16 protein-coding genes are annotated in these 14,582 nt (G+C 72.3%); 6 read left to right on the top strand and 10 right to left on the bottom strand.

The annotated features are described in order from the left end of the window. Genes ACIRJT_RS06535 through ACIRJT_RS06520 form a run of 4 tightly spaced genes read left to right on the top strand, consistent with a single transcriptional unit; the run spans window position 1 to window position 4,829 of the window. Window positions 1-1,326: a condensation domain-containing protein gene (locus ACIRJT_RS06535; protein ID WP_403905330.1), complete on the top strand. Its 1,326-nt coding sequence runs from the start codon at window positions 1-3 to the stop codon at window positions 1,324-1,326. Continuing rightward, entirely contained in the window at window positions 1,323-1,514 is a 192-nt protein-coding gene (locus tag ACIRJT_RS06530; protein ID WP_403905328.1) for an MbtH family protein, read from the top strand. Before ACIRJT_RS06535 ends, ACIRJT_RS06530 begins: the two co-directional genes overlap by 4 nt. After that, window positions 1,511-3,430, top strand: a complete 1,920-nt coding sequence (locus ACIRJT_RS06525; RefSeq protein ID WP_403905326.1) for a non-ribosomal peptide synthetase — start codon at window positions 1,511-1,513, stop codon at window positions 3,428-3,430. Before ACIRJT_RS06530 ends, ACIRJT_RS06525 begins: the two co-directional genes overlap by 4 nt. Beyond that, on the top strand, window positions 3,414-4,829 hold the full coding sequence (locus ACIRJT_RS06520) for a KamA family radical SAM protein (protein WP_403905324.1): 1,416 nt from the start codon (window positions 3,414-3,416) through the stop codon (window positions 4,827-4,829). Before ACIRJT_RS06525 ends, ACIRJT_RS06520 begins: the two co-directional genes overlap by 17 nt. Before the next feature lie 248 nt (window positions 4,830-5,077). On the opposite strand, the gene vph is transcribed toward ACIRJT_RS06520, so the two are convergent. Then, window positions 5,078-5,941 carry a viomycin phosphotransferase gene (vph, locus tag ACIRJT_RS06515; protein WP_403905321.1) on the bottom strand — a complete coding sequence of 288 codons (864 nt, stop codon included), beginning with the start codon at window positions 5,939-5,941 and terminating at the stop codon, window positions 5,078-5,080. Between the two features lie 89 nt (window positions 5,942-6,030). Between vph and ACIRJT_RS06510 the strand changes: the two genes are divergently transcribed. After that, window positions 6,031-7,026: a Rieske 2Fe-2S domain-containing protein gene (locus tag ACIRJT_RS06510; RefSeq protein WP_403905319.1), complete on the top strand. Its 996-nt coding sequence runs from the start codon at window positions 6,031-6,033 to the stop codon at window positions 7,024-7,026. Window positions 7,027-7,093: 67 nt separating this feature from the next. Here ACIRJT_RS06510 and ACIRJT_RS06505 read toward each other — a convergent pair whose 3' ends face one another. After that, entirely contained in the window at window positions 7,094-7,828 is a 735-nt protein-coding gene (locus tag ACIRJT_RS06505; protein WP_403905317.1) for a LuxR C-terminal-related transcriptional regulator, read from the bottom strand. Between the two features lie 360 nt (window positions 7,829-8,188). Between ACIRJT_RS06505 and ACIRJT_RS06500 the strand changes: the two genes are divergently transcribed. Continuing rightward, window positions 8,189-9,562 carry an alkaline phosphatase gene (locus tag ACIRJT_RS06500; protein ID WP_403905487.1) on the top strand — a complete coding sequence of 458 codons (1,374 nt, stop codon included), beginning with the start codon at window positions 8,189-8,191 and terminating at the stop codon, window positions 9,560-9,562. Window positions 9,563-9,603: 41 nt separating this feature from the next. Here ACIRJT_RS06500 and ACIRJT_RS06495 read toward each other — a convergent pair whose 3' ends face one another. The 8 genes from ACIRJT_RS06495 to ACIRJT_RS06460 form a co-directional block, all read right to left on the bottom strand. Next, complete coding sequence (locus ACIRJT_RS06495) at window positions 9,604-10,029, bottom strand: tail fiber domain-containing protein (RefSeq protein WP_403905484.1); 426 nt, start codon at window positions 10,027-10,029, stop codon at window positions 9,604-9,606. Window positions 10,030-10,061: 32 nt separating this feature from the next. After that, window positions 10,062-10,376 (bottom strand): hypothetical protein, encoded by a 315-nt coding sequence (locus ACIRJT_RS06490; RefSeq protein WP_403905314.1) that lies wholly within the window; start codon window positions 10,374-10,376, stop codon window positions 10,062-10,064. Between the two features lie 106 nt (window positions 10,377-10,482). Beyond that, on the bottom strand, window positions 10,483-10,992 hold the full coding sequence (locus ACIRJT_RS06485; RefSeq protein ID WP_403905312.1) for a hypothetical protein: 510 nt from the start codon (window positions 10,990-10,992) through the stop codon (window positions 10,483-10,485). A gap of 56 nt (window positions 10,993-11,048) precedes the next feature. Next, window positions 11,049-11,465, bottom strand: a complete 417-nt coding sequence (locus ACIRJT_RS06480) for a hypothetical protein (protein ID WP_403905309.1) — start codon at window positions 11,463-11,465, stop codon at window positions 11,049-11,051. A gap of 76 nt (window positions 11,466-11,541) precedes the next feature. Next, window positions 11,542-11,946, bottom strand: a complete 405-nt coding sequence (locus ACIRJT_RS06475) for an SHOCT domain-containing protein (protein WP_403905306.1) — start codon at window positions 11,944-11,946, stop codon at window positions 11,542-11,544. 104 nt (window positions 11,947-12,050) lie between these two features. Next, complete coding sequence (locus tag ACIRJT_RS06470) at window positions 12,051-12,551, bottom strand: NUDIX hydrolase (protein WP_403905304.1); 501 nt, start codon at window positions 12,549-12,551, stop codon at window positions 12,051-12,053. A 100-nt stretch (window positions 12,552-12,651) separates the two neighbouring features. After that, on the bottom strand, window positions 12,652-13,551 hold the full coding sequence (locus tag ACIRJT_RS06465; RefSeq protein WP_403905301.1) for a hypothetical protein: 900 nt from the start codon (window positions 13,549-13,551) through the stop codon (window positions 12,652-12,654). Next, window positions 13,548-14,561: an SPFH domain-containing protein gene (locus tag ACIRJT_RS06460; RefSeq protein WP_403905299.1), complete on the bottom strand. Its 1,014-nt coding sequence runs from the start codon at window positions 14,559-14,561 to the stop codon at window positions 13,548-13,550. The genes ACIRJT_RS06465 and ACIRJT_RS06460 overlap by 4 nt, the downstream gene beginning before the upstream one ends. Window positions 14,562-14,582: the final 21 nt, after the last annotated feature.

The raw sequence follows: 14,582 nt of genomic DNA, 5'->3' as shown, positions 1-14,582 counted from the left end.
GTGGTTCCGCCCGGAGCCGAGCGGGTGGCGCCGCTCGCGCCCGCGCAGCAGAGCCTCTGGTTCCTCGACCAGCTCTCCGGACCCTCCAGCGAGTACATCCTGCCGTACGCGCACCGGCTGCGGGGGCCGCTGGACACCACGGCCCTGGAAGACGCGCTGAACGCGCTGGTCGCGCGGCACGAGCCACTGCGCACCCGCACGGGCGAGATCGACGGGGAACCGCGTCGCACGGTGCGCCGCCCGCGCCGGGCCCGGCTGCGGCGACTGGACCACGCGAAGGACCCGGAAGGGGCCGGGCGGGCGGTCGCCGACTTCGCCCTGCGCCCCTTCGACCTGGCGGGCGAGGACCCGCTGCGCACCCTGCTCGTCCGGCTGGGCCCGCAGGACCACGTCCTGGTGTGCTCGCTGCACCACATCTGCTGCGACGGACTGTCGCTCGCGGTCATGGGCGAAGAACTCGCCGCACTCTACCTGGCCGCGCGGAACGGGCGGCGTCCCGAGGAAGCCCTGCCACCGCTGCCGTCGCAATACGGCGACACCGTCCTCGCCCGCGTCGAGCGGGCGGCTTCGCCCGCCGGCCGGCAGGCGCTGGAGCGCCGGCGGCGGACGCTGGAGGGCGCGGAGCCCCTGCGGCTGCCCACCGACCGGGCCAGGCCCGGGACGCGTACCGGCCGGGGCGACCGCGTCAGGGTGGTCGTACCCGCCGAGACCGCACGGACGGCCCGGGCGGCAGCGAACCGGCACCGCGTCACCCTCTACATGCTGCTGCTGGCGGTGTGGGCGATGCTGCTGCACCGACGCGGCGGCGGCCAGGACCTCTGCGTCGGCACTCCCGTCTCCGGCCGCGCCGACCATGCGGAAGAGGCACTGGTCGGACTGTTCACCAACACCGTGGTGCTGCGCCTCGACCTGTCGGGCACCTGGGACCTGGCGGAACTGCTGGCCCGGGTGCGCACCCGGGCCCTGGCCGCCTACCAGGACGCCCACGTCCCCTTCGAACACCTGGTGGACGCGGTGCGGCCGCCGCGCGATCTGTCCCGAACCCCGCTCTTCCAGGTGATGTTCAGCTTCCAGGACTTCGAGGAGGAGGCGCTCGCACTCGACGGGCTCCTCTGCTCCCCCTGGGACCTCCCGGTCGGCAGCAGCAAGTTCGACCTGGAACTGGAGCTCGGCCGGGACGGCGAGCGGCTGCACGGCTTCCTGGAGTACAGCACCGATCTGTACGAGGCGGCCACCGCCCACCGGATGGCCGACGACTACCTCGCGCTGCTGCACGAGGTCCTGCACCTTCCCGCCCCTTCTTCCCGCGAGGAGCCCGCACGATGAGCGAGACCGCCATGGACCCCGTGCACCAGGTCGTCGTGAACGACGAGGAACAGTACTCCCTGTGGCCCGTCGACCGGCCGCTCCCGGCGGGATGGCGGGCCGAGGGCAGCACCGGCACGCGCCAGGAGTGTCTGGACCGCATCGAGGCGATCTGGACCGACCTGCGTCCGCTCAGCGCCCGCGCATGACCGCGCTCTCCACGGTCGGCGGCGCGGTCGCCGGCCGCGTGGACACCGTGCCCGCACTCCTCGCGGCGACCGCCCGGCGCACCCCCGGCGCTCCCGCGCTCATCACTCCGGAACGCACCGTCGGACACCGCGAACTCGACGCTCTCACGGGCGGGCTGGCCGACGTCCTGCGGACGCACGGCATCGGACGGGGCAACCGCGTCGCGGTGCTCGCCGACCGGACCTGGCAGGGTGTGGTGAGCCTCCTCGCGGTCCTGCGCGCGGGCGCCGCACATGTGCCCGTCGACCCGGCGGACCCGCCGGAGCGGCTAAGGGCCGTCGTCGCGATCGCGGCTCCGGACGCCGTCCTGGGCAGGGGGGAGCTGCTTGCCGGACTGCCCCCTCTCGGCGTCCCCCTGATCCCCGTCGAGTCCCCGGCGGGTCCTTCTGCCGGAGCCGCGGCCCCGCCCGCGCGGAGCCTCGGCCCCGGGCCGCCGGACTCCGCGGCCGCCACCGTGCTCGCGTCGCCCGACGACCTCGCGTACGTCATGCTCACCTCCGGCTCCACCGGTACCCCCAAGGCCGTGCTCGTGCCGCACGGTGCCGTCACCTCGGCAGCCGGGTCGCTGGTCCGGCTCTTCGGCATCACCCCGGCCGACCGGGTCCTGCACTGGACCTCGCTGATCTGGGACACCAGCGGCGAGGAGATCTATCCCGCCCTGCTCGGCGGCGCGGCCCTGGTCGTCGACGGGCGGGTCGAGGCACGCTCCGTACCCGCCCTGCTCGCGGTGGTGCGCGAGCACCGCGTCACGGTGGCCGACCTGCCGACGGCCATGTGGAACGAGCTCGTGGATCACCTGGCCTCCGGGCACGAGGAGCTGCCGCCCGACCTGCGGCTGGTGGTCATCGGCGGCGAGGCGGCCCAGGCCCGAACGGTCCGGCTCTGGTCGAGTCGCGTCCCGGACCGGGTCCGACTGCTCAACACCTACGGCCAGACCGAGACCGTCATGGTCACCCACGCGGCGGAGCTCGGCGGCCCGGCCGGCCGGGCGCTCCAGGACGATGACCCGGTACCGATCGGCCGTCCGCTGCCCCACGTGCGCCAGACGCTGGTCCCCCGGGGCGGCGCCTCCGGCGAAGCCGAGGAACTCTGGATCGGCGGCCCCGGCCTCGCCTGGGGGTACGCCGACCGGCCCGGTCTCACAGCGGCGCGGTTCTGCCCCGCGCCCGGCGGGCGGCTCTACCGTACGGGCGATCTGGTGCGGGAGCTCGGCGACGGCTCGCTCACCCACGCGGGCCGCGCCGACCGGCAGATCAAACTGCGCGGGGTGCGGGTCGAGCCCGCCGAGGTGGAACGGGCGCTCACGGCCTGCCCGGGAGTCGCCGCCGCAGCCGTCGTGCCGGTGGGGGAGGACCCGCAACACCTCAGACTCCGCGCCGTGTTCGTGCCCTCGGACGCCGAGCCCGCCACCGAGCGCGAGGTGGCGGAGCACTGCGCCCGGTGGTTGCCCCGGGCCCTGTTGCCGCACCGGATATCCGTCGTGGACGCGCTGCCCCTGACGCGTACGGGAAAGGTCGACCGGGCGGCGCTGAGCGCCCGCCTCACCTCCGCCTCCCGCGAGGCGCCCACCGGCACGCCGGCGACCGGGAGAGCCCCGGACGACGGTACGACGGCGGTCGGGCCGCCCCTCGCCGGCCGCCTCGGTGAGCTCTTCGGCCGGAGCCTGGGTGTGCCCTGCGGCCCGTTCGACTCGCTCTTCGAGCTGGGCGGCGACTCGCTGACGGTGACCCGCCTCATCTCCCTCGTCCACCGCGAACTGGCAGCCGACCTGACCTTCCAGGACGTATTCGACCACCCGAGCCCGCACGAGCTGGCGCAGCTCGTCGGAGTCTTCGGACGCTCCCCAGGAGAGACCTCCAGTGACCGACCCCAGTGACCTTCCCGTGCGCGAAGCGCCCCCCATCGCCCAGCCCTACCACTACCGGCGCCAGGAGCTGGTGGAACCCGACTGGCGACGGCTGCCCGGCTGGCGGGACGTCACCGCCGCCGAGTGGCGCGACGCCCAGTGGCAGCGGGCCCACTGTGTCAAGAACGCCCGCCAGTTACGGGCGGTGACCGGCATCGGGCTCGACGAGAAGTTCTACGACGACCTGGCCGAGGACCAGGAGCACATGGCCACCATGGCCATGCTGGTGACGCCGCAGATGCTCAACACCATGGCCCCGGAGACCGCGGCGGACTCCAGGCGCTACAGCGACGCGTTCTACGCCGATCCGATCCGCCGCTACATGGTGCCGGTGCGCTCCGACCGCGACCCGCGGTGGCCCAGCCACCCGCTCTCCCTCCGGGACTCGCTGCACGAGGCGGAGATGTGGGTGGTGGAGGGGCTGACCAGCCGCTACCCCACGAAGGTGCTCGCCGAACTGGTCTCCACGTGCCCGCAGTACTGCGGGCACTGCACCCGGATGGACCTGGTCGGCGGCTCCACCCCCAGTGTCGACAAGCAACGGCTGCTGCTGCGCCCCGTCGACCGGCAGGAGGCGATCCTCGGCCACCTCCGCCGCACCCCGGGCGTCCGCGACGTGGTCGTCTCCGGCGGCGACGTGGCCAACGTACCCTGGCCGCGGCTGGAGTCGTTCCTCATGCGGCTGCTGGAGATCGATACGGTCCGCGACATCCGGCTGGCCACCAAGGCTCTGGTGGGACTGCCGCAGCACTGGCTCCAGCCGAAGGTGGTGGCCGGCCTGGAGCGGGTCGCGGGCGTCGCCTCACGGCGCGGTGTCCACCTGGCCGTCCACACCCACGCCAACCACGTCCAGTCCGTGACGCCGCTGGTCGCGGAGGCCACCCGGGCCCTGCTCGACGCCGGGACCCGCGACGTGCGCAACCAGGGCGTGCTGATGCGGGGGGTCAACGACAGCGCGGCGGCCCTGCTGGACCTGTGCTTCGCGCTCCAGGGCGAAGCGGGCATCCTGCCGTACTACTTCTACATGTGCGACATGGTGCCCGGCGCCGAGCACTGGCGGACCTCGCTCACCGAGGCCCAGGAACTCCAGCACGCGATCATGGGGTATCTGCCCGGTTACGCCACTCCGCGCATCGTCTGCGACGTGCCGTACGTGGGCAAGCGGTGGGTGCACCAGGCCGTCGAGTACGACCGGGAGCGCGGTGTCTCGTACTGGACGAAGAACTACCGCACCCGGGTCGAACTCGACGACCCCGACGCGCTGACCCGCCGCTACCCCTTCTACGACCCGCTGTCCACGCTGCCCGAGAAGGGGTGGCGCTGGTGGGAGACGCGGGTCACCGCCGAGGAGCCGCGGGAATGCGTCTAGGGCGCGTTTCGAAAGTCCCGCCTGCTCGGCGACGCCTGGCACTTCCCCAGGCTCTCGGCTTCGCTCGAGCAGGGGAGGCCCCATCCCTCGCCACGTTGTCGGGATCGCCCCGATACAGCCGGTATCGGGGCGACCCTCCGCCGTGCGATCGCACGCACCGGACGCCGCCGAGCCCGCCCTCCGGGCGGACGGCGCTACTTTCGAAACACGCCCTGGTCCCGCGGTCCCCCGGCTACGACGGGCCGGGCCTACCGATAGCCGGTGAGGCCGTCCGCCAGCTCCTCCTCGTCGCCGTCACGCCGGGCGTAGAGAGCCTGTTGGAGGGCGAAGGTGCCGCGGATCGCGGCAATCCGCCGGGCCGTCGGACCGTCGTTCCAGCCGCCGAGCGTCAGCACCCGGTCCAGCAACTCCTCCCCGTAGCTGGCTCCGACGGCCGCCAGGTCCTCGGCGGGGTCGCCCAGGCTGACCTCGTCCCAGTCGATGACGCCGCTGAGGCGCGGTACACCGTCGGAGATCTCCCACAGGACGTTCTCGCCGCCGAGATCGCCGTGGACCACCGCGGAGGTGAGCGGGGGAAGGCTGTCGAGCGCGGCGAGTTCCCGTGCGGCGCGCTCGCGGCCGTGGTCGGCCATCAGCGGGAACAGTTCGGCGCGCACGTCCGCCGCGAATGTCTGCCACTGGTTCTCGGGGGCCGTCGGCAGCGCGGCGCGGACCCGCTCGTCCTTGCCCGCGGCGATGAGCCCGGAGAGGAGTTCGGCGTACTGCTCGGCCGCCGCTTCGGCGACCTCGGGGCGCTCCAGCGCGTCGTCCTCCAAAGGTGCCCCGGGGATCCGGCTCAGCACCAGGTGGGGCGGTTCGTCCGTGTCGCGGTCGCCGCCCTGGGCGAGCGGGCGCGGGGTGCGGAAACCGAGGTCGAGCCCGGCGAGGGCATGCAGGACGGTTGCCCGCGCGGGCAACCGCGCCGCGGCGGCCTCGGTGCGGGCGAAGCACACCACGCGCTCCGAGCCGACGACCACGTGGTGGAACTGCCCCTGATGGAGGGCGAGTTCGTCCTCCTTGTCGTCGGGCAGCAGGCGGACCAACAGGTCGCGGTGCGTCTCCATGATTTCCATGGTGGGTGAACTCTCCACTTCTCAGGCTTTCGCAAGCTCTCGATGTAAGTGCGTTGACGTGCTGAATCAGCTGAAGCAGGGGTACGACGATGGATGCGGTCGAATACGAGATGTTGCGGCACACGTGGTTCCCGGTCGCCCGGGTCGCCGATCTCAAGAACGGCGTCACGAGCGGCAGCATTCTCGGAGAAGAACTGGTGGTGTACGGCGACGGGGCTTCCGTCACCGTGGCCGAGGGCTTCTGCCCGCACCGCGGTGTGGCACTGCGGCTGGGGCAGGTGAGCGACGGCGCCCTGCAATGCCCGTACCACGGCTGGCTCTTCGAGGCGGGAAGTGGGCGGTGCACGCGCGTTCCCTCGTTGCCGCCGGGCCGCGACCGGCCGCACACGGCGCTGCGCACCTACCCCGCCGAGATCGCCTACGGCCTGGTGTGGAGCTGCCTCGCCGCCCCCTTCCTTCCGCTGCCGCGGCTGCCCGGGTACGTCGACGAGTCCTGGCAGATCGGCGCGGGCGAGCCCTACACCCTGAACTGCGGCATGCGGCAGCTGACCGAGAACTTCCGGGACAGGGCCCACTTCCCCTTCGTGCACGGGGACACGATGGGGGACGTGGCCCAGGTGGTGGAGCCCTACCGCATCGCGCGGGACGGCTGGCGCCTCGGATGGACCTCCTCGATGGGCTCCGAGAAGATGCCCGAGGACCTCGCCGAGGAGTTCGACCATCACCTGGACTACCGCCTCACCCTTCCGATGTTCGCGTCGATCTGTGTCTCCTCGCCGTCCGGCGGACGCCGACTGGTCGCGCAGGTGACCGCCCCGGTCTCGGCGGACGGGCTGCGCGTACGGCAGTTCTGGCTGGCCGGCACGGACGCGGTCTCCGCCGAGCAGGGCGCGGAGTTGGCGGATGTGCTCGGCTACGAGCGGCAGGTCTTCGAGGAGGACCACCCGATCGTGGAGAACCAGCGCCCGATCGAGGCGCCCATGGACCTGCACTCCCAAGTGCACACCGCCGCGGACAGGTTCAGCATCACCTACCGACGGGTTTACGCGGAGCTGCTGGAGAGTTACAAGGCGGGACGACGATGAGGGCGTCGGCGGCAGGTGCGGCCGTGTCCGGTGCGGCTGGGGCATGAATGGCGTTCTCCGGTACGGGTCAGAGCTGTTGGAGGGTGCGGGGGCCGTCGAGGCCGAGCCGCCACACCAGTTGGGCGACATGCACCCGGTCGCGCAGTTTCAGCTTGGTCAGGATGCGCGAGACGTGGCTCTTCACCGTCGCCTCACTGAGCCGGAGGCTTCGGGCGATCTCCCGGTTGCTGCGGCCACCGCCGATATGGAGGAGCACCTGCCTCTCGCGCTCGCTGAGCAGGCGGAGTTCGACCGGCTCGTCCGCCTGGCGGGGAATGAGGCGGAAGTTTCCGAAGAGACGGCGGGTGACGCCGGTCGGCAGGAACGCGCCGTCGGCCGCGACGGCCCGGATCGCGGAGCCGAAGTCCTCGCGCGGGGCGCTGAGGGGGAGGTAGCCGCGGACTCCGGCGGCGAGCGCCGCGAGCAGCAGTTCGTCGGTGTCGCGGTCGGCCACCATGACGGTCCCGCGGGACACCCCGCCGGGCAGGCGGCAGACCGTCGCGATGCCGTCGGAGACCATCATGGAGGCCCCGACGACCAGGACGTCCGGCAGCAGTTCGGCCGCGCGGTGTGCCAGTTCCTCGCGGTCGACCGCCGTTCCGACCACCTGGGCGCCGGCGATCTGCGAGAGCAGGACGAGCAGCCCGTTCCGGTGGACGTCCTTGTCCTCCGCCAGCAGGATCCGGACTTCGGGGACCGGCTCCGGCTCCGTCGACGCGGACCGCCGTACCGGTGCGGCCTCGTCCCTAGAGATCTGTCCCACGACTACCCCTTCGGTCAGTTCGGTCGTCCCTCGTTGAAGCCCGGAATCGTCAGTAATGCTAAGACTGAAAAGGGGAGGCTGCTTTGCCGTGAAATCAATTGACTGATAATCGACAGCGGATATTCGGACACCGGCCTGTTCTCGATCCTCGGCCAGGGATCTTCTTCCCGTCGATGCCTGTTCAGTGGTGTGCCGAAGAGGTGAAGGCGGAGTTGGGGTCACCATTTTCGAGATGGCCGAGTCGGGCGCTTGACGGTCGGCGTGCGGGCGATGTATTCGCGTTTTCTTTTGCTGGGTGAATGTGAAAATCAGGTCAAGGAAAAAACTCTAACGCTATTGGCGAGTCAATGGAGGTTTATGATGGTGAAATATGCGGTACTGCGGAGAGACCCTTACCGTCGACGGATCGTCGCCCACGCGGTGCTTGCCGCGGGAGCGATGGCCCTCCTCGCTTCCAGCACAACCGGAATCGGCCCGGGCGTCCCGGCAGCCGGCTCCACGACTGCCGCGCGCAGTGTGATCCTGTTGATCGGCGACGGCATGGGTGACTCCGAGATCACCCTCGCCCGCAACTACACGGTGGGCGCGGGGGGCGAGCTCCACATGGACCGCTTCCCGATGACAGGGACGTACACCACCTACTCCGTCGACGCGCGGGGCAAGCCCAACTACGTCACCGACTCCGCGGCGAGTGCCACCGCTTGGGCCACCGGCCGCAAGACCGTGAACGACCGGGTGTCCAAGACCCCCGACACCGACCGGGCGGTCCCGACCATTCTGGAACTCGCCCAGCGCGGCGGGTTCGCCACCGGCAGCGTCACGACCGCCGAGCTGACCGACGCCACCCCCGCGGCCATCGCCGCGCACGTCACCGATCGCAGCTGCCAGGGCCCCGCCGACATGGCGCTGTGCCCGGCGGACGCCCGGAGCGAGGGCGGCCCCGGATCCATCGCGGAGCAGACGGTCGCCCGACGGATCGATGTCCTGCTCGGCGGTGGCAGGCAGCGTTTCGAGCAGACCATCACGGAAGGCCCCGAGCGTGGCGCCACCGTGGTGCACCGCGCCCGCCAGCGTGGCTATCAGGTGGTGACGGACGCAGACGGCCTCGGCGCCGCACGCCGGGGGAGGCCGGTGCTGGGCCTCTTCTCCGCGGAGTCCGTGCCGGTCGAGTGGACGGGCAGGCCCGCCGCGGCGGCGGGCACGGCGCCCCAGCGCTGCGTTCGGACCAACCCAGGGCGCAGCTCACGCATCCCGAGCCTGGAGGCCCAGACGCGCAAGGCGATCGAACTCCTCGAAGCGGGCGCGAGCCGCAAGGGCCACGGCAAGGGCTTCTTCCTCCAGGTCGAAGGAGCCTCCATCGACAAGCAGAACCACGACGCCGACCCCTGCGGCCAGATCGGCGAGACCGTCGCCTTCGACCGCGCCGTCAAGGCGGCCAGGGAGTACGCCGCACGGCATCCCGACACCCTGGTCATCACCACCGCCGACCACGGACACAGCAGCCAGATCGTGCCGATGGCGGCCAGGCCCGGTGGGCTGTCCGCAACGCTGGTCACGGACGAGGGCGCGCTGATGAAAGTCGGCTACGCCACGCACGTGGGCGAGGAGGGCCAGGAGCACAGCGGTGTTCAGGTTCGCGTCGCCGCCGAGGGGCCCCAGTCCCACCGGGTACTCGGCAGCCATGACCAGACCGAACTCTTCACCACCCTGCGTCTGTCACTCGGACTGAACTGACCACCCACCACCGGGCAGCGAGGTCGAAACGCAGGACACACCTACGCCTGATCCGATGCGTTCCTCCCGGAACTCGGATCCGCGGGCGCGCGGTTCGACCGCGCTTGCCGTGCACTCCCGGTTCTCAGGGCCTCGACCTCGCCCCGAAGTTCGATCAGCTCTCGGTGCAGTGCCTGAATGGCGACGAGGGCCACTCCGTTGGCGTCGGTGCAGCAGATCGTCCGGTCGTTCTCACCGACCCCGAACGCCTTCCACCAGTCCTGCGCCATGGGCCCCAGGTGACGTACGTGCGGCGGGTCCCAGTGATACCGCCATGTGCTCACCGGCAGCCCGGCCACCTGCTCCAGCACCCGGTAGCCGTTGACCGGTCCGCTGCCGCACACCGCACCCGACACGGCATCGGAGGCCAGACCAGCGGCAGAAGCCCCCTGTCGCACGCCCAACCCGGCCAGGGCCGACATCAGCATCCTGACCACGGCCCCTTTGAACCGCCCGTGGCTCATCGCTCCCAGACCACCGCGGTGACCCCGGTCTTCAGCCGGCGGTCCGAAAAGAGCAGGCTGCCCCCGCCGCCGCGGTTCTCGGGGCTGCTCACCGGCAGTTGGACCAGGCCGCTGCCCACCCCACTGCTGTACGTCGTCCTGCCGACCGCCCCGACCTCACCGTCCCTGTTGATCATCGTGGTGTCGTGAGCGTCGTTGCCGACCGCAAGAATGTTCGTGCTTGCCAGGGCCTGGCCGCTCCACGCACCCGTACCGGCAGCCGCCGTGGCTGTCAGTACCAGCAGACGGCTGGCAACGCGCTTCGTGGACATCGAGCATCCTTCCGGGCCGGGACGCCAGGTGCGTCCGCGACACCCCTAACGGCCCATGCCGCAAAAAGGCACGTACGTCTCCGGCCCGGGGAGCCGGCCCGGAAGGTCAGGCCGTGACCGTGCACCGGCTCTGGGCGGAGAGGCGCCGCAGCGCCGCTTCCGCGAGCAGGGCGACGGACGCGACGGCGATCAACGGCTGCAGGGGTGCCCAGTAGCTCAGCGCACCGGACGACCCGAGGAGGACGAGCACGAGCTTGTTGCACACGGGGCAGCCCACGGCGAAGAACGACAGCACGCCGCCGGCGGCCCCCATACGGCCGTCCCGGACGGTCCCGGGAGGTCGTGCGGCCGGGGACGCGGTCGGGGCTGCGGCAGGCGGGCGGACGTACGTGCTCAGCACGAGGCCGGCCAGGACGGCGGTGAGGGCGAGGGCGGGATAGTTCCACCACTGCACCGGGACCGAGCGGCCGAACAGGGAGGTGGGCACCACATCGGTGGGCACGCCGACGGCGACGGCCGTGGCCAGGGCGCCGAGCCCCGCCACCAGCCACTGCCTGGCCTGCCACGCGCGCAGCGCCTCACCCGCCCGGCTCAAGGAGCGCCGGGAAGAGGACATGCGGAAATCTCCGTTTCCGGATGGAAGGGATCAAGGACGCGACCGCGAGGGCCGGCCTACATCCGCAGAACGGAGAAGGTGGTGACGGGATGAGGTGGCGCGGGGCCGCCGCGGCAGAACGAGGCGCCCGAACCGGCCGTCGGCACGGGGCCGTCCGTCCACTGCGGCGAACCGGGCGCCGGGAGGGTCCCGGTGGCGGCGGCGGAGCGGGGCGCGACGTCCTCGGCGGCCACCAGCTTCTTGCCGCACGGAGCCGAACCCTCGTCAGCCGAGGGCTGCACGGCGGTAGCCGCGGCCGCCTGCGACACGGACGTCGCGCCGGCAGGGGGCGCGTCCTGCGGCGAGGGGCGGCCGAGCAGGCAGAGCAGGCCGACCACGGCCACCAGGAGCGCGAGCAGCCCGCGCTGCGCGACGGTGGCCGCCGCGGGGGTCGTCGCTCGCCTCATGTGCGCCTGCTCTTCCTCGGAGGTCACCCCACGATAGAACACCCGAGCGGCGCTCCCGCCCTCGCCCTCGCGGGACGCCGAGGGCGAGGGCCGGAGCCCGGCCTCAGGCGAGCAGCTTCGCCTTCGCCCGCTCGTACTCCTCGGGGTTGAGCGCGCCCTTTTCCTTGAGCTCGGCGAGTTTCGCCAGATCCTTCACGTGGTCGCTGCCGCCGGATCCGCCCTGGCTCGTCGCGGCTTCGCGCACGTAGGTGCGGAACGCCGCCTCCGAGTCCTTGGCCAGCTTCTCGTCGCGTTCGTGCATGCTGCGACCGCGGACGATCAGGTAGATCAGTACGCCCAGATACGGCAGCAGGATGACGAGGACCAGCCAGCCCGCCTTGGCCCAGCCGTTCAGCGAGTGGTCCCGGAAGAGGTCGGTGACGACCTTGAACAGCAGGAAGAACCACATGACCCAGAGGAACAGGTACAGCATGGTCAGAAAGACGTCCAGGAGTGGGTAGTCGTCCATGGGGCTACTCCCTGTCGTACGGATGGTCCCTTATTCATACAGTGGGTCCGATTGGTCCGCATCTGTGGGTACAGGGGAGGTGTGCCGGCGTGGAGGGCGGTGCGTCAGGCGCGGTTCTCGTCCGGGGCGATCCGCAGCACGTGCGCGGGCCGGTGGGTGATGCCCAGCTCCGGTCGCCACGCCGCGAGGATCTGTGCCGACGGGTCGAACAACGGGGTCGGCAGTTCCTCGGGCACGGTCCACCGCCAGGCACTGATCAGGTGAGGTTCGGTCACCTCGGGGACGCCGGAGGCGAGCCGCACGACGGCCGCCATGCTGACGCGGTTGATCCCGCCGATCACGTCGTGGACCATCGCGACGACGCCCACGGCCGTCTCGTCGACCTCCAGGCCCGTCTCCTCGCGCAGCTCCCGGGCTGCCGCCGCGGCGATCGACTCGTGCGTCGCGTCGACCTTCCCGCCCGGCAGCTCCCACGTACCGCTGTGGTGCCGGCCCAGCAGCACGCGCCCCCGGCCGTCCTCGACGATCACGCCGACCCCGAGGGCCGCCTGTGCCGTGGGCGGGCGGGTGTTGCGGGCGGGCTCGGTGACAGGTTCGGCTGACATGGTGCTGGTTCTCCGCTCTCCGGTGCCGGGTTCGGACCACCGTAGCGAAGCGGCCGGGGCCGCCGGGGCGGCTGCGGGCGGCGCGGCAGCGCGGGTGCGCTCATGTCACCAGGCGCAGCGACCTCTCCGCGATGCCGAGCCGTACGCTCTGACCCCAGGTCAGCTCCAGGGCGTCGGACTCCATTCCGTCCCCGAAGACCACGACCCGGTCCGACTCCACGGTCAGCCGCAGCCCCTGCCCGCGCCCCAGCGCGCCCGCCACCCTGGACGTCCCGGTCGCCGGGGAGGGCCAGGCCTCGCGGACGAACCACAGGAGGCGCGGGTCGCACGGCGCGGGCAGCGGCAGGGTGCCGCCGCGCTCCAGCCACAGCGAACGCAGCCAGCCGGTGGCGCCCGTGCCGGTGCCGACCAGCACCCCGGAGGAGGCCTGGGCCTCGCCCGGGGCGCTCTCGCCGTCGGGGCCCAGGCGGTAGCGGGCCGTCTGGTGGCCGGGCGGCCCGAGGTAGATCTCGTTCAGGGCGAGGAGGCGCTGCGTGTCGTCGGCCACCGCCTCGACCATCGTCAGCTCCTCGGCACTGCCCCCGGCGGTGGTCGCGGCGCGCAGCAGGGCGGCCGCGTCGGCCCGGCGGTGGCGGACCAGGACCCCGGGGTTGCGCCCCGGGTCGGTGTCGATGCCCACCACCGGCTGCCCGGACAGGTACTTCGCGGTGTTGGCGACCAGTCCGTCCTGGCCGACCACGACCACCACGTCCTGCGGGGCGAACAGGAAGCGGTCCAGGTCCGCCCGCTCCACCCGGGAGCTGCGCCAGGTGAGGGGCACCGCCGCCGCCACCTCCCGCAGCGCCTGCCGGGTGTCCTCGTGGCGGCGGGCCACCTCGTCGATCGAGCGGCCCCGACTGGACAGGAAGAACGCGGCCTGTCCATGCGTCCCGTGCCGGGCGAGCAGTTCCTCGTACTCCGTCCGCCGGTGGACGAGCACCGCCCGGGGCGCCAGGCTCACGTGCCCGCCCCGCCTTCCGGACGGGCGAGCTTGGCGAGCAGCCCGGTGAGCACGTCGGGGGAGAGGGTGATGCTCTCGACGCGCGGCAGGTTCTCCGCGAGCCGGGTCGCCGCCAGGGCGTGCAGTGTGGCCGGATCGGCCTCGCCGTGCACCCGCAGCCAGGCGGCCTGGGCCTCGGCCCGCGCCGCGCCCGTCTCGCGCGCCGACTCGGCCTCCGCGCGGGCCAGGCGCACCTTGCGGGCCGCCTCCGCCTCGGTCCGCACGCCGTCGGCCGCGGCCTTCTCCTCGGCCTCGCGGCGGGCGTTGGTGCCGCGCTGGTCGACCAGCTGCTCCTCGCGCCGGGCCAGTTCGATCTGGCTGGCCAGCTCGTTCTCGGCGATGGCGCGTTCGCGCTCGACGGCCACGGCCCGCCGCTCGTAGGTGGCCCGGTCCGCCTCCTGCTGGATCTGCTCGCGGGCCGGGGTGCGCAGGGCACGCTCCACCTCGGCCTCGGGGCGGATCGCGACGACGCGCACGGCCACCACGTCGATGCCGGTGGCCGGGAGGCGCGGCTCGGCGGCGAGACCGGTGGCGACCCGTTCGCGTACGGACGCGACCCCGTCGACCAGGGCCGCCGCGAGCGGGGTGCGGGCCAGCACGTCCAGCGTGTGCTGCTGCGCGGTCTCGGTGAGCAGGGTGGCGATCTGTTCCAGCGGTGCGCCGCGCCAGCTCCCGGTGTCCGGGTCCACGGAGAAGTCGAGCCGGTTCGCCGCCTCGGCCGGATCGCTGATCCGGTAGGTGACGGTGGCCTGCACGGTGACGTCCTGGAAGTCGGCCGTACGGGCGTGGAACGCCATGGCCAGCTCCCGGTCGTCGACCGGCACTTCGGAGAGCGCCGCCGACAGCGACCGGTACCAGAAGCTGAGCCCTTGACCGTCGTGGGTGAGCCGGCCGCGCTTGTGGTGGCGGATGTGGGCGGTGGGTGCGGAGCGCAGATGGCGCCAGCCGAAGCGCCGAGTGATGTCGGCCATGATGAGACCCCCTGAATTTCG

Source organism: Streptomyces sp. NPDC102283 (assembly GCF_044766265.1).
Taxonomy (GTDB): domain Bacteria; phylum Actinomycetota; class Actinomycetes; order Streptomycetales; family Streptomycetaceae; genus Streptomyces.
Note: the sequence above shows the minus strand (reverse complement) of the source record. Positions and strands in the feature narration are given on the sequence as shown.